We start from the raw sequence: 23,597 nt of genomic DNA, 5'->3' as shown, positions 1-23,597 counted from the left end.
CAGTTTTTATGTGGCGTCCCACACGTTATCTCGCGACTTTCCACGTAACTATGCGAGCACACGGGGATTGAGATCGGGGGCATGTCGTTTCGACGGGGCTCCGTGTCGATGCGCAGCCATAACAGGCGCTTTGCCCTCGGTCGGCATTTGACACGGCACAAGGTCGCTGATGAACCGCCCGATAAAAAGCCTGGAAGGTATGCGCGGCCTCGCGGCGCTTCTTGTCGTGCTCTTCCATGCCAAAATATCGCAGCCGCCGATACTCGACAATAGTTACCTGGCTGTCGATCTCTTCTTTGTATTGAGCGGATTCGTCATCTGCGCGACCTACGGCTCGCGGTTGCAGCACATCGCCGATCTCCCCGCGTTCGTGGTCCGGCGGCTCGGCCGCTTATGGCCCGTCCATTTAGTGGGGCTGATGCTGTACATCGCAGACTGGAACCTCGTCGCCTGGATTCTCTCGGCGCACCCTGTCGGGCTGCCGCCCCTGACCGAGCTCGCGGCAAACCTGACGATGGTTCACGGGTTCAATTTGTTCGATCGTCTCGTCGGAGACTTTGCGAGCTGGTCGTCCTCGGACGAATTCTATGTCTATCTGATGTTCGCGGCGATCTGCGTACTCGCAAGGGGACGACACCGTGCGGCGATCCTGGCGGTGTGTGCGCTTTCTGCCTGGGCGACATGCGTCTGGGCTTCGGCGCTACAAGACGACTGTTTGCATCACGGTCGATGCCTCGAGCTTACCTTCCGATTCGGTTGGGCGCGGTGTGTCGCCGGATTCTTTCTCGGTGCACTGCTCGCCGAATACCGCGACACGCGCATAGTGCGTGCTTTATCTCGAGGACATGCACAGCTCGTTGTCGCCGCTGCCGCGCTTGTCTACATGAATCTCGCGGGCTCGGTCCGCGGTCTTGCATTTGCCGCACCGGTCGTCTTTGCGTTCCTGATCGCGGCCGTAGCGTCCGATGAAGGACACGCCGCACGATTCTTTCACCGTCCGATGTGGCAGTCGCTTGGCAAGGTATCGTATTCGCTGTACCTCGTGCACGCGGATCTGCTCGGCCCGCTCTTCGCTCCCCTCGCAGGACTCCACCCTCGTCCGCTCGCAGCCGTTCTGGCCACGACCGCTGTCTATCTCGTGGGCTCAATCCTTCTTGCGCACGTCGTGTATCGGTTCGTCGAAGCGCCGTGTCGCGACCGGATCAACCGCATGTCGCGCAGGTGGGAGCGCCCATCGACAAAAAATGCGCCAGCATCCTACGACGTACTGTCAGAGGCTCCGGTTGCGGGCACCCGTTAACTCGCTCGGCTGTTCGAAACCGATCGCGTAGCCGCGCGCGTTCGATTTCTCTCACTGCAAGACGACGGTCCGATCGCCATTGATGAACACCCGCCGCTCGATGAATGCCTTGACGGCACGTGCGAGCGTGATGCACTCGACATCCCGGCCCACCGCAAGCAACTGCTCGGGCCGGTGCGAGTGGTCGACCCGCTCAACGACTTGTTCGATGATTGGCCCTTCGTCGAGATCGTCGGTAACGAAATGCGCGGTTGCGCCGATTAGTTTCACGCCGCGCGCATGAGCTTGATGATAAGGCTTGGCGCCCTTGAAGCCCGGTAAGAACGAGTGGTGGATGTTGATCGCGCGTCCGGCAAGCTTGCGACTGGTTTCGCCCGAGAGAATCTGCATATAGCGCGCAAGCACCATGAGCTCGGCACCGCTCGTATCGAAGAGATCGAGAATCCGTGCCTCTTGCTGCGCCTTCGTTTCGGGCGTAATCGGCAGGTGATGAAACGGGAGGCCGTGCTGCCGCGCCATGGGTTCGAGCGTGGCATGATTCGAAGCCACCGCGACGATATCCATCTTCAACTCGCCCATGCGCCAGCGGAACAGCAGGTCCGCGAGACAGTGTTCGAGCTTGGATACCATGAGGAGCACCTTCGGCCGCATGTTGGCGTCGTGGATGGCCCATTGCATCCGAAACCGGTCGGCAATCGGCGCGAACTCGGTTTTTAAAGAATCGATGTCGAGCGGTCCCCCATCGCGGCGTGCGCCGTGAAAGACACAGCGCATGAAAAAGTGCTCGCTGCTGTCGTCGTCGAAGACGGTCAATTCGTCGACGTAACCTTGATGCTTGTCGAGCAGCCCCACGACGGAGGCGACCTGCCCCGCGGCGCTGGGGCAATCGAGCGTCAAAATGAACTGATGAGTGCGATCGGTCGATGGCATGCGCGTGGCCTCTGAATCTCATTGGGAAATGCGCGAGCTGCCGCGGTGGAATGCGGGTGCGGCGCGTAGCATGCCGAAGTAAATCAGGTGAAAGGAGTGCGGGATAGAACCGAACCGCCGTCCCGTTGGTATCGGCCCGTCAATAGGGCGGGGCGTTTGCGGCGCAGCCGCAGGCGGCGAAAAGCCACCGCCGGAATGCGGGTGCCGCCGGCGCTTCGGGGCGGGCCGCCGGACAGACGAGAAAGTAGCCGCGCTCGGTGACCACGGGGGGCTCGGCCAGGCGCACGAGTTGTCCCTTTGCAACCAACTCGTCGATAAGCGGCACCCAGCCGAGCGCCACGCCTTGATGCGAGAGCGCGGCATGGATCACGAGCGCGTAGCTGTTGAAGGTCATGCCCTGGTCTTCCGGCGGCGCGCCGAGGCCATGCGCGGCAAACCAGCCTTTCCAGTCGAGCCAGCGTTCAGGGTGCGTCGCCTGCAGATGCAGCAGCGGCAGTGCGCGAAGGTCCGCGGGGCTCGCTATTTGCGGGTGCGCATTTCGAAAGGCCGGCGTGCAAACAGGCGTCACCTGTTCCGGGAAAAGGCGGGTCGAGCGATAAGGCGACCAATCTCCCGAGCCGAAAGCAATAGCGATGTCGGCGCGATCCCGCTCCGGATCGAAGCCTTCTTGCGACGTGACGATCTTGACGTTGACGCCGGGTACCGCGCGCTTGAACTCGGCCAGACGCGGCATGAGCCAGTAGGTCGCGAAACCGAAGTCGGTCAGGATCGTGAGCGTGCCATGCGCCGTGCGGATTCGGATATCCGCGGCGGCATGCCGGATTTCGTCGAGGCTCTTCTTCACGGCCTCGAAAAGGTGGACGCCGTCGGCGGTCAATCTCACGCCGCGATGGCTGCGCTCGAAGAGCGGGACCCCGAGATCGGTTTCGAGTTGAACGATACGCTGACTCACGGCGGGCTGGGTCGAACCGAGCTCGCGCGCAGCGGCGGTGAAGCTCGACAAGCGAGCCGCCGCTTCGAACACGAAGACCGCCTGCATGGGCGGCAAGCTGTCGGGGCGACGAAATCGATCGTTCATGCCGGCCTCCGACCGCGGTCGGATAACAAACGGTGTCAAAAAGCGAAGGAGTACGAAGCGAGTAGGGCGATCCCCTCCGATATTAGGGAGTTTCCGGCTTCCGGGCAATCGTGTCGTCGCCGCGCGAATCCAACGCGCGGCGACGCGTTGCGGGCTTACTTCGCGACAGGCATCGAGAATTCCGCGCCCTTCTCCGTGCTTTCGGGCCAGCGCTGCATGATCGATTTTTGTTTCGTATAGAAACGCACGCCTTCCTCGCCATAGGCGTGCATGTCGCCGAACAGGCTTCGTTTCCAACCGCCGAACCCGTGCCAGGCCATCGGCACGGGAATCGGTACGTTGATCCCGACCATGCCCACTTCGATTTGCCGGCCGAACTCGCGGGCCACGTTGCCGTCGCGCGTGAAACATGCCACGCCGTTGCCGAACTCATGGTCGTTGATCAGTTGCACGGCTTCGGCGAAGTCCTTCACGCGCACGCACGCCAGTACGGGGCCGAAGATTTCCTCGCGATAGATGCGCATCTCGGGGGTGACATGGTCGAACAGCGTTCCGCCCGTGAAGAAGCCGTTTTCGTGGCCCGGTACCTTCAGGCCGCGGCCGTCGACGACGAGCGTCGCGCCTTCTTCGATGCCCGTCGCGATATAGCCTTCGATGCGCTCGAGTGCCTGCTGGGTCACGATCGGCCCCATTTCGGCGTCGGGCTCCATGCCGTTCTTCACGACGAGCTTGCGCGCGCGCTCGGCAAGGCGCGGCACGATCTTGTCTGCTACCTCGCCGACCAGCACGGCGACCGAGATCGCCATGCAGCGCTCGCCGGCCGAACCGTAGCCCGCGCCGATCAATGCGTCCACCGTTTGATCGATGTCGGCATCCGGCATCACGACCAGATGGTTCTTCGCACCGCCCAGCGCCTGCACGCGTTTGCCGTGCTTGGCCCCGGTTTCGTAGATGTAGTTGGCGATCGGAGTGGAGCCGACGAAGCTGACCGCCTTCACGTCCCGGTGCGCGAGCAGCGCATCCACCACCACCTTGTCACCCTGCACGACGTTGAACACGCCGTCGGGCAGACCCGCTTCCTTCAGCAGACGCGCCATGAAAAGCGATGCCGACGGGTCGCGCTCGCTCGGCTTCAGAATGAACGAGCAGCCGGCGGCCAACGCGACGGGGAACATCCAGCAGGGGACCATGCATGGGAAGTTGAAGGGCGTAATGCCGGCAACGACACCGAGCGGTTGCCGCACGGTCCAGTTGTCGATGCCGCGGGAGACCTGCTCCGTGTAGTCGCCCTTCAGCAGTTGCGGGATCCCCGCAGCGAATTCGATCACGTCGATGCCGCGCGCGACTTCACCCTGTGCGTCGGAGAAGACCTTCCCGTGTTCAGCGACGATGATGGCCGCGAGTTCGTCCTTGTGAAGGTTCATGAGCTCGAGAAAGCGCAGGAGCACACGCGCTCGCCGGATCGGCGGCGTGTCGCGCCAGCCCGGGAACGCGGCTTTCGCGCTCGCCACGGCGGCGTCGACGTCGGATGCCGTGCCGAGGACGAGGCGGCGGGCCACCGCGCCTGTCGCCGGATTGAAGACTGCCTGCGTGCGATCGCCCGCGCCACGCTCGGTTTTACCGCCAATGAAGTGAATCACGTCTGCGGAATCGGCATAGGGCTGCATTTCGTCTCCTCGCGGGTTGGTTGATGCTCACAGTGTACGAATGCGGGGACCGCGTGCAAAGCATCTCCAACTGAATTGATTGTTTTATTTGGCGAACAATCAATGAGCGATGCGTAAAACATAGCGCGACGCGGTGCTATCATCGGCACGCTTATCGGCGTGCTACGGGATTCCATATATGGATACGCAAAAGATCGAGGCGCTCTGGACCCACTTGCATTGGCTCAACGTGCTGGCGTCGCAGGGTACCTACACGGCGGCAGCAGCTCGGCTCGGGGTCAGCAAGGCGGCGGTCAGCCAGCGCATCGCGGAGCTCGAGCGGGCAGCGGGGGTGGTATTGGTGCAGCGCACCACCCGCAGTGTGCGTTTCACCGAAGCGGGCAGGCGGCTCGTCGACGACACACGTGAGGACTTCGAGCGCATCGCCGCGACGTTTGCGAGCGTGCGCGAGCTGGCCGATGCGGTGCGTGGGACGGTGCGCGTGACTGTGCCGGTCGCCTTCGCGCGCCAGCAACTCGTGCCGCGCCTCGCCGAGTTCTCGCGCGCGTATCCGGAGGTGAGGGTGCAACTCGAGTTATCCGATCGGCTTACCTCGATTGCGAGCGAGGGTTTCGATCTTGCCATCCGCCATAGCGCGAACGTGCCCGATACCCATGTGGCCTGGAAGCTCTGCGATACGCGCTCCGTGATCGTTGCGACGCACGCATACCTCGAGCGGCGCGGCAGGCCGCGGGCCCCTGCCGATCTTGCGCAGCATGATTGCCTTTACTATCCGCGCCCCGTGGGTTCGGGCGTGTGGTCTTTCGAGAAAGTCGGCAGGCGCAACGAGAATTCGCGCGTCAATGTGACGGTGAATGGACCGGTTTCGGCGAATAACAGCGAGGTATTGCGTGATGCCGCGCTCGAGCATCTCGGCATTGCGCTGCTGCCGGACTTCACCGCGCAATCCGCCTTGCAAGCGGGCAAGCTCTCCGTGCTGTTGAATAACTGGCGCCCGGTGGGCGCGTTCGCTTCGCAACTGCACGTGGTGCGTCCGCACGGCGTACAGGTCGCACGCGCGGTCAAGTGCTTTACCGACTTCTTGCGGCAAGCGTTCAGGGATGGATTTCCGTTGGAGTGACGTCGTTCAGCAACCCCGCAAGCACGTGGCCGATTACATCCGCGAAATTCTTTTGCATCATCGCTTCGTGCCGGCACGCGACATCGTGCTCGACGATGCTGCCTCTCACATAAGGCTGCCAAGCGGCCGGCGATCGAGGTACCCGTTCCTCCGGCGGGCGCACCGCGGCCCGGAAGAACAGCACGTTGCCGCAATAGACCTGTGGCCGATAAGCGCCCGCCAACGCCGGCGCGCGCTTGAATTGCCGCAAGACGGCGCCGAATGCACGTTCGCCGAGCATCGAAACGAGCGGGCCCGATTGCGTGGGCAGCGGCGCAAGGTCGACGTTAGCCGTGCCGTTGCTCGACGTGCTATCCGCAAGGGCGTGGTTCAACACTTCGATAACCTGTTCGTCACTGGGCGTAGGCAAGGCTTCGTCATGGCCGATGGGATATCCGTCGAGCATGACGAGTCGAGCGACGTCTTCCCCCAGCGCCTGCAGCTGTGTCGCCATGGCATGTGCGATATGGCAGCCGAGCGACCAACCCAGTAAGTGATACGGTCCCCTCGGCTGGATGGTGCGGACGTGCGCGATATAGTCCGCGGCCATCGCTTCGATCGATACGGCTTCGTGCTCGGGATCGCAAAGCCCCGGCGACTGCAGCGCGTAGACGGGCCGGTCGGAAATGTTGCGAGCGAGCGAGATATAAGGCCAGCTGAAGCCGCCCGCAGGGTGGATACAAAAGAGCGGCGCGCCGGTGCCCCTGCGCTGCAATGGAAGCAGAACGGCCAGCGCATCGGAAGCCGGTTGGGTGCCGAGTCGCTCGGCGAATTGCACGACGGTCGGGGCTTCGAACAGGGCACGGATGGAAGCCTCGATTCCCAGTCGCTTTTTGACTTCGGCAAGCATCTGAACGGCTAGGAGCGAGTGGCCGCCAAGCGAGAAGAAGTTGTCGCGCCGTCCAACGCGCGGCAAACCCAACAGTTCGGCCCACAGGCCTGCAAGCGTGACTTCCGTTTTGCCTTCAGGCGACTCGTAGCGTGCGATCGCGTAAGCATGTTCGGTTGGCGCGGGCAGGGCGCGCCGATCGATCTTGCCATTGACCGTCAGCGGCAGCGTATCGAGCACGACGAATGCCGCCGGCACCATGTACTCAGGCAGGCGCTGCGCGAGATGAGTGCGCAGCATATCGACGAACTGCGCGGCTCCCGCTGCTGCTGGCGCTTGCCCGGCGTGCGTGTCGTCGGATTCGGGACCGATACCAGTTCGGCCGTCGGGGTGGGATGCCGCGCTGCCACGCTGCATCGCTACATAGGCAACGAGCCGCGAAGGTTCGCCGTCGCTTTCGTGTGCCAGCACAACCGCTTCGCGCATGAGTGGGTGCGCGAGCAACTGCGCTTCGATCTCCCCCGGTTCCACGCGAAAGCCGCGAATCTTGAGTTGATCGTCGTTGCGGCCGAGGAACACGAGTCTGCCGTCTGGCAGATAGCGCGCGAGGTCGCCGGTGCGAAACATCCTTGCATCGGCCGAGCCGGCGGCGCGCGCGAACGGATCGGGGAGGAAGCGCTCGGCGTTGAGTTCAGGCCGGTTCAAATAGCCGCGGGCCACGCCGAGACCGCCGATATAGAGTTCGCCGGGCGCGCCGATTGGCACCGGTTCCCCCGCTTCGTCGAGCAGATACGCGCGCGTATTCGCGATGGGTCGGCCAATGGTGTGCACGGCATCGGAGCGCGAGACGGTACCCGATGTCGCAACGACGGTAGTTTCCGTCGGCCCATAATTGTTGACGAGTTCAACGGTCGGAGGGAGTTCGGCCGGAACGTGAGTGAGATGCTCGCCGCCTATGAGCAACCGTCGCAAACTCGGTGGCAGACCGGCCTGAATGGCCAGGAGAGCCAAGGGCGTCACGAGAAACCCGCATTCGATCGGTTGAGCGCGCCACCAGTGAACCAGCGCGAGCGCATCGTCGTGCACTCGCCGCGGGGGCAGCAGCAAGGCGGCCCCGCTCGCTAGCGCGGGCCAGATTTCCCAGGTGCACGCGTCGAAAGCGAGGCCGGCGGTGCAGGGAACGCGCGAGCCTGGCCGCAACTCGAAGCGCGCAGTATGCCAACACACTAGATTGACGAGCTGGCGATGCTCGATCATGACGCCCTTGGGCGTGCCGGTGGAGCCGGAGGTGTAGACGATATAGGCAAGATGCTCGGGAAGCGGGCGCTCCGTGCGCGCGTCTGCGCCCGGGTTGTCGATCGACTGATGTATCCACGGAGGCTGGGGCGCGTCCAACTCGACGATGACCGGGACGCCTGACGAATCGCCGCCTGTCGAAATCGCGCGCGCATGACTCACCGCCTCTCGCGAGTCTCGATCGACGAGCACGGCGGCCGGCCGCGCGTCGGTCAGCATATGAGCGATGCGCGTGACTGGTGTGGCGGGATCGATGGGCAGATAGGCGCCGCCGGCCTTGAGGATCGCGAGCATGGCGACGACCAGCGAGGCGCTGCGCCGGGCACACAGCGCCACGATGCCGTCGGGTTGAATGCCCAGCTCGCGCAAATGATGGGCAAGCCGATTGGCGCGTGCATTGAGCTCGGCGTAGGACAGGCGCAGATCATCCGCGAGTATGGCGGGGGCGTCGGGCGTCCGAGCGGCCTGAGCTTCAACGAGCTGGTGCATGCAAAGCTGGGTCGGATACGGTGATTGTCCGCCAGGGGCACTTTCCTCATGGCGTGTCGCGTTCCAGGTTTCGAGTAACAAGCGGCGCTCGGCTTCGCCCACTATCGCAATCCGCGAGACCGGCTGCCGAGCATTGCTCATCATGCCTTGCACCACCGCAAGCAGATAGTCGCAATGACGTGCGATGGTGGCTTCGTCAAACAACGCGCTCGCATAACGCAGCGCACCGGAAATCGTTTGTCCGTTGTCGCCCAGGTCAAGCTCCAGGTCGAACTTGGCACGCTCGAAGCTGCCGGCCACGGGCGCAAGCGAGAGATTCGGCAATGCAAGCGTTCCGATATCGATCTCCTGCCACGCCATCATGACTTGAAATACGGGCGTGCGATCGAGCCGGCGCGGCGGACGGACGATTTCGACGACTTGTTCGAACGGCAGATTTTGATGCGCGTGTGCCGCGAGCACGGTATCGCGCACGCGCGCGAGCAAGTCCGCGACGGCGGGCTCTCCCGATAAATCGATGCGCAGCGCCACGGTATTGACGAAGAGCCCCGCGAGCGATTCGAGTTCGGGGCGTGGACGATTGGCCGTCGGTGTGCCGATGACGAGATCGCTCTGTCCTGACAGGCGCGCAAGCACGATGGCCCAGGCCGCGGCGAAGAGCATGAATAGCGTCACGCCGTGCGCCTGCGCGAGCTGCCGCACCGCAAGCGTCGTCGCTGCGTCGAGGCGGATCGGCACGTGTCCCGCTTCGAAGCGCTGGCGCACCGGTCTAGGACGATCGGTCGGCAGATCGAGCGACACCGGTGCGTCGGCAAGCCTGACACGCCAGTACCGCGCCTCGTGAGCGAGGCGCTCCTCGGTAAGCCACTGGCGCTGCCACGCCACGTAGTCGCGGTACTGAATGCGCGGTGGAGCGGGCAGATCGGCGTCGGTAACGGCCGCGCGGTAGAGTTCGCACAGCGCCTCGACGAGTACGCGGATCGACCATCCGTCAGTCACGATATGGTGCTGAACCAGCATGAAGACATGTTCATCGGAGGCGAGCCGGATCAATCGCGCTCGCACGAGCGGCCCTTGCGCGAGGTCGAACGCTCGCGTGGCTTCTTCGCGGCATATTTCCTCGCGGCGGGTGCGTGCAGCGGGGAGCGTCGAAAGATCGTCTTCGCGCCATGGCATGCCGTCTTCGCGATGCGGCAGACGCGCGACAGGGCGCCCATCCTCAGCCGGAAAGACCGTGCGGAGTGCCTCGTGCCACAACCAGATCGTGTCGAGCGCGCGGCGCCAGGCCGCACGGTCGAGCCGGCCCTGGAGTCTCAGCATCAGAGGAACGTGATACGTCGTACTTTCCCCTTCCAGTTGGGCCAGGAACCACAGACGCTGCTGAGCGAATGAAAGCGCGAGCGATGCATCGCGAGAGACAGGCGCGATTTCCGGCAACGCTTCGGGGCCTGCTTCGGCCAGCACGCCCGACACCGCGCTCGCAAAGTCCCCGAGCGTCGGATGCTCGAAGAGCAATGAAAGAGGGACTTCGGTACCGATCGACGCCGGCAAGCGATTGAGCATGCGCACGGCGACGAGGGAATGACCGCCCAGCGAAAAGAAGTTGTCGTGTCGGCCGATGCGCGATACACCGAGCAATTCCCGCCAAAGCGCGGCCAGCGCAGTTTCGAGCGCACCTTGCGGTGCTTCGTCAGGGGCGTGTGCCAGCGCTTCGTCGGAAGGGGCGGGCAAGGCCTTGCGATCGAGTTTGCCGTTGGGTGTGAGGGGTAACGCGGCGAGCGTGACGAACGCGGCCGGGATCATGTAGTCGGGCAGCCGCCGTTGGAGGTGCTGGCGCAGCCGATGCGGCAGATCGGCACTGTCAACGGTCAGGGCATCGTCACGGGCATCGTGTCGCAGCGTGACATAGGCGATCAGACGCTTTTCGTGTGCGGCATTCTCGCGTGCGATGACGACGGCCTCGCGCACCGACTCGTGTGCTGCGAGCTGCGTCTCGATCTCGGCGGGCTCGATGCGAAAGCCGCGGATCTTGAGCTGCTCGTCGTTGCGCCCGAGAAACACGATGTTGCCGTCGGGCGCGTAGCGTGCGAGGTCGCCGGTGCGATACATGCGCGCGTCGGGCTCGCCGGCGGCGCGCGCGAACGGATCGGGCAGGAATCGTTCGGCATTGAGCTCGGGCCGGTTCAGGTAGCCGCGCGCCACGCCCACGCCGCCGATATAGAGCTCGCCCACGGCGCCGAGCGCGACCGGCTGCTGACGGGCATCGAGCAGATAGATGCGCAGATTGTCGATGGGCTTGCCGATGGGCACGGTATCGTCATCGAACGTTGCGGGGCAGCTCCAGGCGGTGACGTCGATGGCGGCTTCGGTGGGGCCGTAGAGGTTGTGCAGTGCGGTGCTGGGCAGCACTTGCTTGAGGCGGTGCACGGTGGCGGCGGGCAAGGCCTCGCCGCTGCAGACGATGCGCCGCAACGAGGTGCATTGGGCGGCGCGGGCGGCATCGAGAAAGCCGCTCAACATGGAGGGCACGAAGTGGGCGGTGGTGACGCGCGCGGAGGCGATGAGCGAGGCGAGGTAGTCGGCATCGCGGTGCATGCCGGGCTCGGCCATGAGCAAGGTGGCGCCAGCCGAGAGGGTCCAGAAGAACTCCCAGACGGAGACGTCGAAGCTGAAAGGGGTTTTCTGGAGGACGACGTCGTCGGATTGGAGGCGATAGGCGCGCTGCATCCAGACGAGGCGGTTGACGAGGGCGCGATGCTCGTTTTGCACGCCCTTGGGCATGCCGGTGGAGCCGGACGTATAGATGACGTAAGCGAGATGGGTTGGCTGCAGCCCGAGCGTGCGAGGCGGGAGGTTCTCGCCGGGCAGCGCGGCCCAGGGCGCCTCGTGCGGGCGGTCGTCGCCGAGTTCGATGAGGGGCAATGGCGCGAAGCCGGGCTCGTCGAGCAAGCCGGCGAGTACGTCACGGCCGCGGCGGTCGACGAGCAGCAGGCAAGGGTTGGCATCGCGCAGGATGTGGGCGAGGCGGGCGGCGGGGTAATCGGGATCGAGGGGCACATAAGCGCCGCCGGCTTTGAGCACGGCGAGCAGGGCGATTGCCATCGAGGCGCTGCGCTGCAGGCAGAGGGCGACGCGCACATCGGGGCGCACGCCGTGGCGTATCAGATGGCGGGCGAGGCGGTTGGCACGGGTGTTCAGTTCGGCGTACGAGAGGCGCTGACCGCCCACGAGCACGGCCGTGGCGTCGGGCGTACGACGGACCTGCTGCTCGACGAGTTCGTGCAGGCATAGGTGAGCGGGGAATTCGGCCCGCGTGGCATTCCATGTATCGAGCAGCAACCGGCGTTCGTCGCTCGTCGTCAACTCGACGGCCTGCACGGGTCGATCGAGGTCTTCGCAGGCGCGCTCGATGAATTGAAGCAGCCTATCGGCGTGCCGCGAAACCGTCGCCGTCTCGAACAAGGCACTATTGAAACGCAATTCGAGATCCACCGCCGCTGTCCGCCCGAACTGCGTAAAGAGGAACGAGAGGCCGGGTTCGGGGCCCGAGAGCCAACGCATTGGTGCGGGCCTGCCATCGATTTCGATCGCGTGTCGTAAAAACAGCGTGTTCACGCTGATGTCGATGGCGCGCGGCGCAAGGCCAGCCTGCCGGATCATCTCGCCATACGGATAGCGGCCATGGCGCAGCGAGTCGCGAAACGCGTGGCATGCGTGCCGCAGTGCTGCGCCCACTAGATCGTTCGGAGCTTCGAAGCTGACGTGAAGCGGAATCACTTTGGCGAATTGCCCCGAGACATCGAGCGACTCCTTCGTCCGATTGAGAAAAGACACGCCGATTGCCGTGCTTCGCACGCCGCTCAGATACAGTGCACTGATGGCGGTCAGACACTCGCCCGGAGATGCACCGAACGCCTCGGCCGTGCGCGCGAGCGCTGCCCATGCGGCGTTCGGCAACGTCTTGCGGATGGATCGGATGTCGGCGCCAACCTGCGTCGCATGCGGTCGATCGGCGAGCAAAGTGACGAGCGGTGGCCCCTCGACAGCCCGACACCGCTCAGCCCAGAACGCCGCATCGCGGGCGTGGGCGGGAGAAGCCAGATAACGATCTTCGATTTTGAGGGTGTCGAGGAATAAGCGATCCATCTCGAAGCGCTGCGTGCCATTGCGCTCGAGCACCGCATAGTTCTCCGCGATCCGCTCGAAGGACTTGATCGCCGACCAACCGTCGTTTTGCACATGATGCGAACGCAGCGCGACGAGAACTTCGCTTTGCCACTCGAAGAGCGCGACCGAGCCGATGCGGCTCGTATGTGCGCCGTTCAACCGACGATGCCAGTCGATCACCGCCTCGCAGGCTTGCTCATAGATGGGCGACGACGGGTCCACGAATCGTTCGAAACACGTTGTCGGTTCGGGTGCCTCGCGCTGCAGTCCGCTGCTGTCCCATTGAAGCCAAAACGATTGATTTTGGGCGATGAGCGCGCGGGCGGCAGTCGCAAGCCGCTCACGGTCTATCGTGGGCGGATAGCGCATCGCTGCTACCGAGAAAAACGGGCTGTTGCGCGGTGCGGACTGCTCTTGCAGCCACACAGCCTGTTGGGCGGGCGAGAACGCGTACCACGCGCCAGGCTCGGTGGATCGTTGTGCGAACAACCTGTTGGCATCCTTGTTGTCGGGCGATGCCAGGACACTTTCGATAGTTTGGTGCCATCGTTCTTGTATGGCTGCGTGCGGCGCCTGAATGGAATCGGATAGCCAGCACAGATAAAGCGTCACCAGTGCGTCGACTGTCGTTGGATCGAACAGGTCCGCGCTGTATGTCAGGTCGAGGCGCACCGCGTCATTCATTTCCTGAAACACGATGGCGATGTCGGCGCCTCTGCCCACCTCTTCGCGTGCAACCGCCTCGATCTCCATGCCACCGACATGGGTCCGGGGTGCACCGGTCCCATGCTGAAACTGGCAGAACAACTGAAAGACCGGGTCGTGCGAGGGCGCACGCGGCGGGTTGATGGCGGCCACGATATCGGCGAACGGCAGCTCGCTGACTTCCAACGCCGAGACGAGTTCCCTCGCTGCCGATGCCAAATGATCGGAAAGCGTCGTGTGGCCATCGATCCGGTGGCGCAACGCAATGGTGTTGACGAACAGGCCGACCATGTCTTCGACATCGCGGTGACGGCGACCCTCCGTCACCGTGCCGATGACGACTTCACGGCTTTTCGATAGCTGAGCCGCCAGAATAGCGAACGTCGTCTCCAGCACGAGAAACGGCGTGACGTGCTCCGATGCCGCGCAGTGCCTGACCTGACGCACGAGCTCGGGGGAAAGCATCCGTTCGATGGATCCGGCCTTCTCGGACATGACGGCCGGACGCGGGCGATCGAACGGCAAGTCCGTACGCACCGGCGCGCCGGCCAAGCGCTCGCGCCACGCACGACGCAGGTGTTCGAGGCGCGCGGTATCGCGTTGCCGGCGTTCCCATGCCGCATAGTCCCGATATTGCGTTGTCAGCGGCGTCCGCTGTGGCGCGAATCCGGCGGCGAATCGCTCGTATGCTTCGACGAATTCCCGCCAAACGATGGCCCACGAAGCGGCATCCATGACGATGTGATGGATCGACAGCACGAGGACGGCATGTTCGGCCGATGACGGAAAGAGCGTGGCACCGAATACGGGCCCGGTGAAGCAATCCGGCTGCCGTGCTGCTTTCCTTTGCGCCAGACGCATCGCGTCGTTCCTGCCGCCCGGGGATGCATGCACGGTCATCCGCCAGCTTTCGGAAGGACCGATCACAGCCGAAAACGCGCCGGTTGACGCCTCGCGGCGATAGTGCGTGCGCAACACCTCGTGACGATCGACGACATGCTTGAGCGCATCCTCGATACATTCCGGACGTATCGCGCCCCTGAGGCTGAAAAGGCGAGACGCGTTGAGCATCGTGGCTCGCGCACTGTCCGCCTCGACTGCGAGCACGCGCTCCTCGGCGAACGAGAGCGGCAATGCTCCGTCGCGATCGATCGCGGTGAGATGCGTATCGGCGGCAAGCGTCTCGCTCGAGTCGACGAGCGTAGCGAGCGTGGCGACGGTCGGCGCATCGAAGACGGCGCGTAGCGTCACGGTCTTTTCCGTCTCGGCGGCGAGCCGCGAGATCATGCGGACCGCGAGAATCGAATGGCCACCCAATTCGAAGAAGTTGTCGTGGCGGCCGATGCGGTGCACGCCGAGCAATCCCTGCCAGACACGCGCGATCGCGCATTCGGTTTCACCCGAAGGCGGTTCGTACCGCGCGTGCGCGATGGCTTCATCGGAAGGGGCGGGCAAGGCCTTGCGATCGAGTTTGCCGTTGGGTGTGAGGGGTAACGCGGCGAGCGTGACGAACGCGGCCGGGATCATGTAGTCGGGCAGCCGCCGTTGGAGGTGCTGGCGCAGCCGATGCGGCAGATCGGCACTGTCAACGGTCAGGGCATCGTCACGGGCATCGTGTCGCAGCGTGACATAGGCGATCAGACGCTTTTCGTGTGCGGCATTCTCGCGTGCGATGACGACGGCCTCGCGCACCGACTCGTGTGCTGCGAGCTGCGTCTCGATCTCGGCGGGCTCGATGCGAAAGCCGCGGATCTTGAGCTGCTCGTCGTTGCGCCCGAGAAACACGATGTTGCCGTCGGGCGCGTAGCGTGCGAGGTCGCCGGTGCGATACATGCGCGCGTCGGGCTCGCCGGCGGCGCGCGCGAACGGATCGGGCAGGAATCGTTCGGCATTGAGCTCGGGCCGGTTCAGGTAGCCGCGCGCCACGCCCACGCCGCCGATATAGAGCTCGCCCACGGCGCCGAGCGCGACCGGCTGCTGACGGGCATCGAGCAGATAGATGCGCAGATTGTCGATGGGCTTGCCGATGGGCACGGTATCGTCATCGAACGTTGCGGGGCAGCTCCAGGCGGTGACGTCGATGGCGGCTTCGGTGGGGCCGTAGAGGTTGTGCAGTGCGGTGCTGGGCAGCACTTGCTTGAGGCGGTGCACGGTGGCGGCGGGCAAGGCCTCGCCGCTGCAGACGATGCGCCGCAACGAGGTGCATTGGGCGGCGCGGGCGGCATCGAGAAAGCCGCTCAACATGGAGGGCACGAAGTGGGCGGTGGTGACGCGCGCGGAGGCGATGAGCGAGGCGAGGTAGTCGGCATCGCGGTGCATGCCGGGCTCGGCCATGAGCAAGGTGGCGCCAGCCGAGAGGGTCCAGAAGAACTCCCAGACGGAGACGTCGAAGCTGAAAGGGGTTTTCTGGAGGACGACGTCGTCGGATTGGAGGCGATAGGCGCGCTGCATCCAGACGAGGCGGTTGACGAGGGCGCGATGCTCGTTTTGCACGCCCTTGGGCATGCCGGTGGAGCCGGACGTATAGATGACGTAAGCGAGATGGGTTGGCTGCAGCCCGAGCGTGCGAGGCGGGAGGTTCTCGCCGGGCAGCGCGGCCCAGGGCGCCTCGTGCGGGCGGTCGTCGCCGAGTTCGATGAGGGGCAATGGCGCGAAGCCGGGCTCGTCGAGCAAGCCGGCGAGTACGTCACGGCCGCGGCGGTCGACGAGCAGCAGGCAAGGGTTGGCATCGCGCAGGATGTGGGCGAGGCGGGCGGCGGGGTAATCGGGATCGAGGGGCACATAAGCGCCGCCGGCTTTGAGCACGGCGAGCAGGGCGATTGCCATCGAGGCGCTGCGCTGCAGGCAGAGGGCGACGCGCACATCGGGGCGCACGCCGTGGCGTATCAGATGGCGGGCGAGGCGGTTGGCACGGGTGTTCAGTTCGGCGTACGAGAGGCGCTGACCGCCCACGAGCACGGCCGTGGCGTCGGGCGTACGACGGACCTGCTGCTCGACGAGTTCGTGCAGGCATAGGTGAGCGGGGAATTCGGCCCGCGTGGCATTCCATGTATCGAGCAGCAACCGGCGTTCGTCGCTCGGCAGCACGTCCAATTGGGAAACGGCAATAGACGAACGATGTTCAAGCGCATCGGCCAACTGTTCGAGGGCGCGCTGCATGTAGGCGCAGATGCGTCCCGGCGATAGCGCGTCGACGACCTGAACCGTCACCGCCAAAGCGTCACCGTAATCCTCGACCGACAGCGTGACCGGATAGTTGGTCCGCTCCTCGCCGCTGACGAACTCGACGCCTGCCAGCGCGGTATCGTGCCCGGGCGGCAGCGCGTTGTGCCGGTAGTTGAGCAGCGCGCTGAAAAGCGGCGCGTTCGATCCAACGTTGCTGCACCGCTGCGCGAGTGCGAGCGACGCATGCTCGTGGGCGAGCAGTGCCGCAAGACGCAATTGCACTTCGCGTGCGGCTGCTTCCACGTCCGTATCGTCTATATCGACACACAACGGCAGCGTGTTGATGAAAAGCCCCATCGCGCGATCGGCGCCCGCGCCGGCCGCCATGCGCCCGAAGAGCACAGTGCCGAACACGACGCGCTGCTGCGCGGCCGTGCGTGCGAGTACGGCAGCCCATGCCAGATGGCACAGCGTCGCGAGGCTCACGCCGAGCCGCCGCGCCTGCGAGCGCAAGCGCTCATTGACGGACGGCGCGATCATTCTGCGCGCTTCGGCAATGGTGGCCGATTCGCCGTGCACGCCTGTGAGCCCGAACGGCAGAGTCGGCGTATCGACGCTGCCGAGCATTTCGCGAAAGAATGCCCCGTGAGCGTCGGGCGGCACGCCCAAGCGCGCCTGCGCCACCAGGTTTCTATAGGGCAAAGGCTCGGCCAGACTGGCCGACCGATCGCTCATGAGCGCTTTCACCTCGTCGTGAAGAATGGCAAGCGTGGTGTGATCGCCAACCATGTGGTGCAGCGCCATGAGCACATGCCACCGTGCATCGGGTTCGCGCGCGACGACGAAGTGCAACAAAGGCGCCCGCGAGAGGTCCATGCGATGACGATCGGCATTGAAGCGCCGCTGTAGCTGCTCGCCGATCGGGCCGGCGGCCGGATCGAGTGTAAGCTCCGTGACCGCAACGTTTGCGTGCCGATAGACGACTTGCACCGGGATGTCGATTGCTTCCCAAACGAATGCGGTGCGCAAGATGTCATGTCGATCGACGATCTGCTGGATGGCGCCGAGATAGCGGTCGAGCGTCGCGCGGTCCGCGAAGATCATGCGTGCCGTCAGCAGGTACGGATCGCCCTGCGTGCTCAGAAGATGATGAAAGAGGATGCCCTCTTGCAATGGCGAAAGTGGATAGATGTCCTGAACGTTCGCCGCGCCTCCGGGCACGCCCGACACGATGCGATCGATCTCGGCTTGCGCGAGCGAAACGAGCGGGAGCAGATCGGGGGTGATCGTCGCCGTGCCGGGGGCGATCCGGTTCTCCGGCACAGTCACCTGTTGCGACTCCGCGAGCGCCTTTGCGAGCCCGGCGGGAGTGGGGTGCTGAAACAGCGCGCGGATCGGAAGGCCAATGCCGGTTTGTCTCAACCGCTCGATCAGTTGCACGGCGAGCAGCGAGTGGCCGCCGAGCGAAAAGAAGTTGTCATGGCGGCCGACCCGAGTCACATCGAGCAGTTCGGCCCACAACCGCGCAAGGGCGATTTCGATCTCGCCTTGCGGCGGCTCGTAGCGTTCGAGCCCATAGGCGTCTTCGGTGGGCGCGGGCAGCGCGCGCCGATCGACTTTCCCGTTCGCGGTGAGCGGCATCTTCTCGAGTACGACGAAAGCCGCGGGCAGCATGTATTCGGGCAGCCGCTCGACGAGATGAGCGCGCAGCGCGCCCACGCGTTCTCCTGCGTCGAAGCCGTGGGCGGCCGCTTCGTGCAACGACAGATAGCCGACCAGACGCACCCGGTCGTCCCCGTCTTCGCGGGCCACCACGACGGCTTCGCGTACATCGGGGTGTGCGAGCAGTTGGGCTTCGATCTCGGCCGGTTCGACGCGAAAGCCGCGGATCTTCAACTGATCGTCGTTGCGCCCGAGGAACACGAGCCGGCCGTCGGGCAGATAGCGCGCGAGGTCGCCGGTGCGATACATGCGCGCGCCGGACTCGCCGGCCGCGCGCGCGAACGGATCGGGCACGAAGCGCTCGGCGGTGAGTTCGGGACGATTCAGATAGCCGCGCGCGACGCTGGCGCCGCCGATATAGAGCTCGCCCGGTGAGCCGATCGGCACCGGGCGTTGTCGCTCGTCGAGGAGATAGATCCGCGTATTGGCGATGGGACGCCCGATCGGATGGACAGAATCGGCGGGCGACAGCGCGCCCGAAGTGGCGACCACGGTGGCCTCGGTGGGCCCATAGTTGTTGACGAGTTCGACGGCGGCAGGCAGGTGTTCGGGCCACTGCGCGAGGCGCTCTCCGCCGATGAGCAGGCGGCGCAAGCTCGGGGGCAGCCCGGTTCGAATGGCGAGCAGCGCCAACGGTGTGACGAGGAACGCGCATTCGATCGATTGATGGCGCCACCAATGAAGTAGGGCGAGGGCATCGTCGCGGACGTCGGATGGCGGTAACAGCAGAGACGCGCCGCTGGCGAGGGTCGGCCAGATTTCCCATGTACAGGCATCGAAGGCTAGGCCTGCGGTACAGGGAACCTGCAACCCTGGACGCAGCTCGAAGCGGCCGATGTGCCAGGACACGAGATTCAGAAGTTGCCGGTGCTCGACCATGACGCCCTTGGGGGTACCCGTCGAACCGGACGTATAGATGATGTAGGCGAGATGCGAAGCGTCGACGCCGACGTCTTCTGCGCGGATATTGTCGGCCGGCAGGTGCGCCCAGGGCGGCGACGCGAGATCGATCTCCATGATGTCGAGGGAACGGGACGGATCGCCGAACGCAGAGCATGCGGCATGCACCGTGCGGTAGGTGTCACGGTCGACGAGTGCGAGTGCCGGGTCGGCGTCCCGCACGATATGCGCGATGCGCGCAGGCGGCGACGTCGGGTCGATAGGCACATAAGCCGCGCCGGCCTTGAGCACGGCGAGCATTGCGACGACCATCGCCGGGCTGCGATGCGTGCACAGGGCGATGGGCGTGTCGGGATGTAAGGCAGCACGGCTCGTCAAGTGACGGGCGAGCTGATTGGCGCGTGCGTTGAGCTCGGCGTACGACAACCGCTGCGCTTCGGCGAACACGGCAACGGCATCAGGCGTTCTCTCTGCCTGCGCTTGCACGAGTTGCTGCATGCAAAGATGCGCGGGATAGGGCGCGCGCGTCGCGTTCCAGGTCGCGATCTGCAAGCGGTGTTCGTCATCGTCGACGAGCCCGATACGTTCGATGGGTCGCGCCGGATCGACGAGCATCCGGTCGATGAACTTGAGAAGCCGTTGCTGGTGCGATGCGATCCCGGCATCGTCATAAAGGCGCGCGTTGCCGTCGACGTGCAGCATGCAGCCGGCCTTGCCCGGTGTGCCGATCAGCGTCACCGCGAGATCGTGCACGAGACCATTGGCGAGCGAGTGCAAGGTCGCAGGACTGCCGCCGAAATGCCATTCATCGTCGAATGGAATGATGTTGATGCGCGGCCCAAAAATCGGGCCTGTATCGCCATCTTGCATGCGGCGAATGTCCTTGCCTCGAAACTGTTGATGTTTCAGGTGCCGGAAGACTTCGGCGCTTGCTCGCTGCGTCAGCGTCTCGAGCGTATCGGCATTGCTCATCGCAAGTCGAAGCGGCACGACGTTAGCGAACATGCCGGGCGTGAGGCGGGCGTCTTTGGGGCGTGCCGATACAGGAAAATCGAAAACCGTTGCGCGTCCGTTCGTGATCCGGAACAGATAGGCGGCCACGACTGCGGTCATCAGCAGCGGCCATTTGCCGACGCGCGGTTCGACTTCGCGCAACAGTAGAGCCGCATCCCGGGGAAAAGGAACCGAAGCGCGCCGAAAGTCCCCGCTTCGGTCGGCGGGAACGCCCGCCACAGTTTCCGGGCGTGGCAGATCGGCTATGTAGCCGCTCCAATAACTTCGATCCGTTTCGAAACGCACCGATTGGCGATATTGCGCATCGTCTTCGAGGATCGAGCGGACCGTGCCGAACTGCGATGCAGGCACAGGCTCGCCATGCAGCAGCGCTGAATAGATCTGCGCGGCGCGACGAATCAGAATGGGGATGCTGGCGCCGTCGAGGACACTGTGATGATAGCGCTGATACCAGACATGGTGCGCGTCATCGAGCTTGAAGAGCATCTGACTGAACAGCGGCCCCGCCGACAGATCGTAAGCCACGGCTGCCGCGCTGAGCATGTGCCGGCGAGCTGCGCCGAACGGGTTGGGCTCCCGAGATACGTCGACGAACGAGAGCGACGGGGACGGCGGGCTCCCCACGTATTGCTTGGGACCTGCCGGCGTCTCGACAAAACGCAGATGCAAAGCTTCGGTTTCTCCGATCAGGCGGTGCAGCGTTTCATCGAATACAGCCCGGTCGACAGGCCCGCAGATATCGACATAGACGCGGTTGTCGATCAACGGATTATCGGGTTCCAACTGTTGTGCGAACCACATTTCCAGTTGCGGTGCGCTGAGCGCGAGAAAAGCGCCGTCGTCGGAATCGAGCACGAAACCCTCCAGTCCGGAATCCGGTAATTCGATTTGTGCCAAGCGGTGTATGGGCATGCCGAGCCCTCGGTAATCAACCCGATCACGTCCCGCATTTTTTTTACGAGCAGTCGGCATTCGGATGTTGTTCTTCTGAGGTTTAACCTAGCAAAACAGAGCGCAATATGCAAATGTTGTATGGCGTGCGTATTAATAACGGAAGTCGTCGTGTTTGGTCGGGGAATAATTTCCCATTACTACGAAAAGCAACCAGTCATTTTTGGCGAAACCATACAGACTCGTTCGTCGATAAAATATCGGTAAGCAATATATCGGGGTAACGCCTTGCCAACGAACGCGCGTCGCCTGCAAGCCAGTGAGGGCGGGTCATTGGAATTTCCGTTTCCAGTGTTAGTCTTCGATGCGAATCTGTACGAATAACGGGAGCGCCGATGAATACCGCCCAGTCCTGGACCGTCTCCGACATCCCCGAGCAGAGCGGCAAACGCGTCCTGATTACCGGTGCAAACAGCGGCATCGGATATCAGGCGGCGCGCGTGCTGGCGCGCAAGGGCGCACAGGTCGTGCTTGCTTGCCGCGACCTGCAGCGCGCCGAGCGCGCGGCAAGCGCAATTCGAGCCGAAATACCCGCCGCCGACGTCGAGATCGCGATCGTCGATCTCGCGTCGCTGGCATCGGTGCGGGCGTTCGCCCGCGTCGAACTCGCGCGACAGCGCCCCTTGCACGTACTCGTCAATAACGCCGGTGTCATGGCGCCGCGCCGCCGGTGCACGACTGCCGACGGCTTCGAACTTCAATTCGGTGTCAATGTCCTCGGGCATTTCGCATTGACCGCGTTGCTTTTTCCAGCGATCGAGCAGGCCGCGGCGCAGGCCAGCGAGCCACCTCGCATCGTGACCGTCGCATCGATCGCACATAAGGGCGGACGTCTAGCGTTCGACGATCTTCAATCGAAGCGATCGTATTCGCCGATGGTGGCCTACCGTCAATCGAAGCTCGCCGATCTGATCTTTGCGCTCGCGCTCGCCAGGCGGTTGAGCGCGGCGCAACGTTCCATCATGTCGATTGCCGTGCACCCGGGCGTGGCGAACACCAATCTCTTTCGCGGCTCGGATCGGCCGGCCGTCGAGCGTGCGGCACGCGGGATGGTCGGCAGGCTCATCGGACTTTTTTTCAATAGCGACTACGCCGGCGCGCTGCCGACGCTTTTCGCGGCAACCTCCGACGCAGCCGTCAGCGGCGGCTACTACGGCCCCCAAGGTTTGATGGAAATGCGCGGCGAGCGCGTAGGGAACGCGCGGGTCGTGCGGCGCGCTCGCGACGTTGCGGCAGGGGATCGTCTGATCGAGGTCTGCGAAAAGCTGACCGGCGTAAACATTCCCGTTTGAGCCTCGACAGCCAGCCCTCGGTGAGCACAGTCGGAGGCTCGCAGCCATAAGCCCACCTTATGAGCACATAACGCGCCAGCGCTTCTCAAGCGCATATTGAAGCGCAATAGTGGATTCGACGTCGCGCATTTCGCATGCTGCAGGCTCGGTGCGTTTTGCGCGGCCAAGCGCCGTCTACCACGGACTCCTGACTAATCGAACCATCGAATCCGCATCGATCGACAATGCAAGCCACTCAACCGAATTTGCTCGTCCTGATGGCCGATCAACTGACGCCCTTCGCGTTGGGCGCCTATGGACATCGACTCACGAAAACGCCGCATATCGATACGCTTGCCCGCGAGGGCGTCGTCTTCGAATCGGCCTATTGCGCGAGCCCGCTGTGCGCGCCGTCGCGCTTCGCGTTCATGGCCGGGAAGCTGCCATCGGCGATCGGCGCATTCGACAACGCAGCCGAATTACCCGCCCAGACCTTGACCTTCGCACACTATCTGAGGGCTGCCGGCTACCGCACGGTACTCTCTGGGAAGATGCATTTTTGCGGCCCCGATCAGCTTCATGGTTTCGAGGAACGCCTGACGACCGACATCTATCCCGCGGATTTCGGCTGGGTGCCGGATTGGGACCAACCCGATGTTCGGCCAAGCTGGTATCACAACATGAGCTCGGTGATCGACGCGGGCACATGTGTTCGAACGAACCAGCTCGACTTCGACGATGAGGTGGCGTTTTGCGCGAAGCAAAAGCTTTATGACATTGCCCGCGAGCGGGAGGCCGGCATCGACGATCGGCCGTTTTGCATGGTTGTGTGGCGCGACAATCTGGATGAGAGACGCGCGACAAACAAGATGAGAATGTCGCGGCGAGGTTGATGATGCCGATGTTGATTGACGCTGACAAGCGTTTGTTGATTGACGCGCGGCGCATGTTGCA

General features: G+C 63.9%; 7 protein-coding genes and 1 pseudogene. 4 read left to right on the top strand and 4 right to left on the bottom strand.

What is annotated here, in order from left to right:
- Positions 1 to 169: 169 nt before the first annotated feature.
- On the top strand, positions 170 to 1,300 hold the full coding sequence (locus GWC77_RS03610; protein WP_173255501.1) for an acyltransferase: 1,131 nt from the start codon (positions 170 to 172) through the stop codon (positions 1,298 to 1,300).
- Positions 1,301 to 1,351: 51 nt separating this feature from the next.
- On the opposite strand, the gene purU is transcribed toward GWC77_RS03610, so the two are convergent.
- The 3 genes from purU to GWC77_RS03595 form a co-directional block, all read right to left on the bottom strand.
- Positions 1,352 to 2,230 carry a formyltetrahydrofolate deformylase gene (purU, locus tag GWC77_RS03605; protein WP_173255500.1) on the bottom strand — a complete coding sequence of 293 codons (879 nt, stop codon included), beginning with the start codon at positions 2,228 to 2,230 and terminating at the stop codon, positions 1,352 to 1,354.
- Between the two features lie 139 nt (positions 2,231 to 2,369).
- Complete coding sequence (locus GWC77_RS03600; protein WP_254366789.1) at positions 2,370 to 3,308, bottom strand: LysR family transcriptional regulator; 939 nt, start codon at positions 3,306 to 3,308, stop codon at positions 2,370 to 2,372.
- 155 nt (positions 3,309 to 3,463) lie between these two features.
- On the bottom strand, positions 3,464 to 4,975 hold the full coding sequence (locus GWC77_RS03595) for a CoA-acylating methylmalonate-semialdehyde dehydrogenase (protein WP_173255499.1): 1,512 nt from the start codon (positions 4,973 to 4,975) through the stop codon (positions 3,464 to 3,466).
- A 178-nt stretch (positions 4,976 to 5,153) separates the two neighbouring features.
- Here GWC77_RS03595 and GWC77_RS03590 point away from each other — a divergent pair, with 178 nt between their 5' ends.
- Positions 5,154 to 6,095, top strand: a complete 942-nt coding sequence (locus GWC77_RS03590) for a LysR family transcriptional regulator (protein ID WP_173255498.1) — start codon at positions 5,154 to 5,156, stop codon at positions 6,093 to 6,095.
- On the opposite strand, the gene GWC77_RS03585 is transcribed toward GWC77_RS03590, so the two are convergent.
- Entirely contained in the window at positions 6,070 to 21,333 is a 15,264-nt protein-coding gene (locus GWC77_RS03585; protein ID WP_173255497.1) for a non-ribosomal peptide synthetase, read from the bottom strand. The genes GWC77_RS03590 and GWC77_RS03585 overlap by 26 nt on opposite strands.
- Before the next feature lie 374 nt (positions 21,334 to 21,707).
- Here GWC77_RS03585 and GWC77_RS03580 point away from each other — a divergent pair, with 374 nt between their 5' ends.
- Positions 21,708 to 22,664 carry an oxidoreductase gene (locus GWC77_RS03580; protein ID WP_173255496.1) on the top strand — a complete coding sequence of 319 codons (957 nt, stop codon included), beginning with the start codon at positions 21,708 to 21,710 and terminating at the stop codon, positions 22,662 to 22,664.
- A gap of 224 nt (positions 22,665 to 22,888) precedes the next feature.
- Positions 22,889 to 23,473: pseudogene (locus GWC77_RS03575) on the top strand (sulfatase-like hydrolase/transferase); the annotation flags it as partial.
- Positions 23,474 to 23,597: the final 124 nt, after the last annotated feature.

It is taken from the genome of Paraburkholderia sp. NMBU_R16 (assembly GCF_013282575.1).
In the GTDB taxonomy this organism is placed as follows: Bacteria; Pseudomonadota; Gammaproteobacteria; order Burkholderiales; family Burkholderiaceae; genus Trinickia.
The sequence above is the reverse complement of the archived record's forward strand: the minus strand, read 5'-3'. Positions and strand labels throughout refer to the sequence as shown.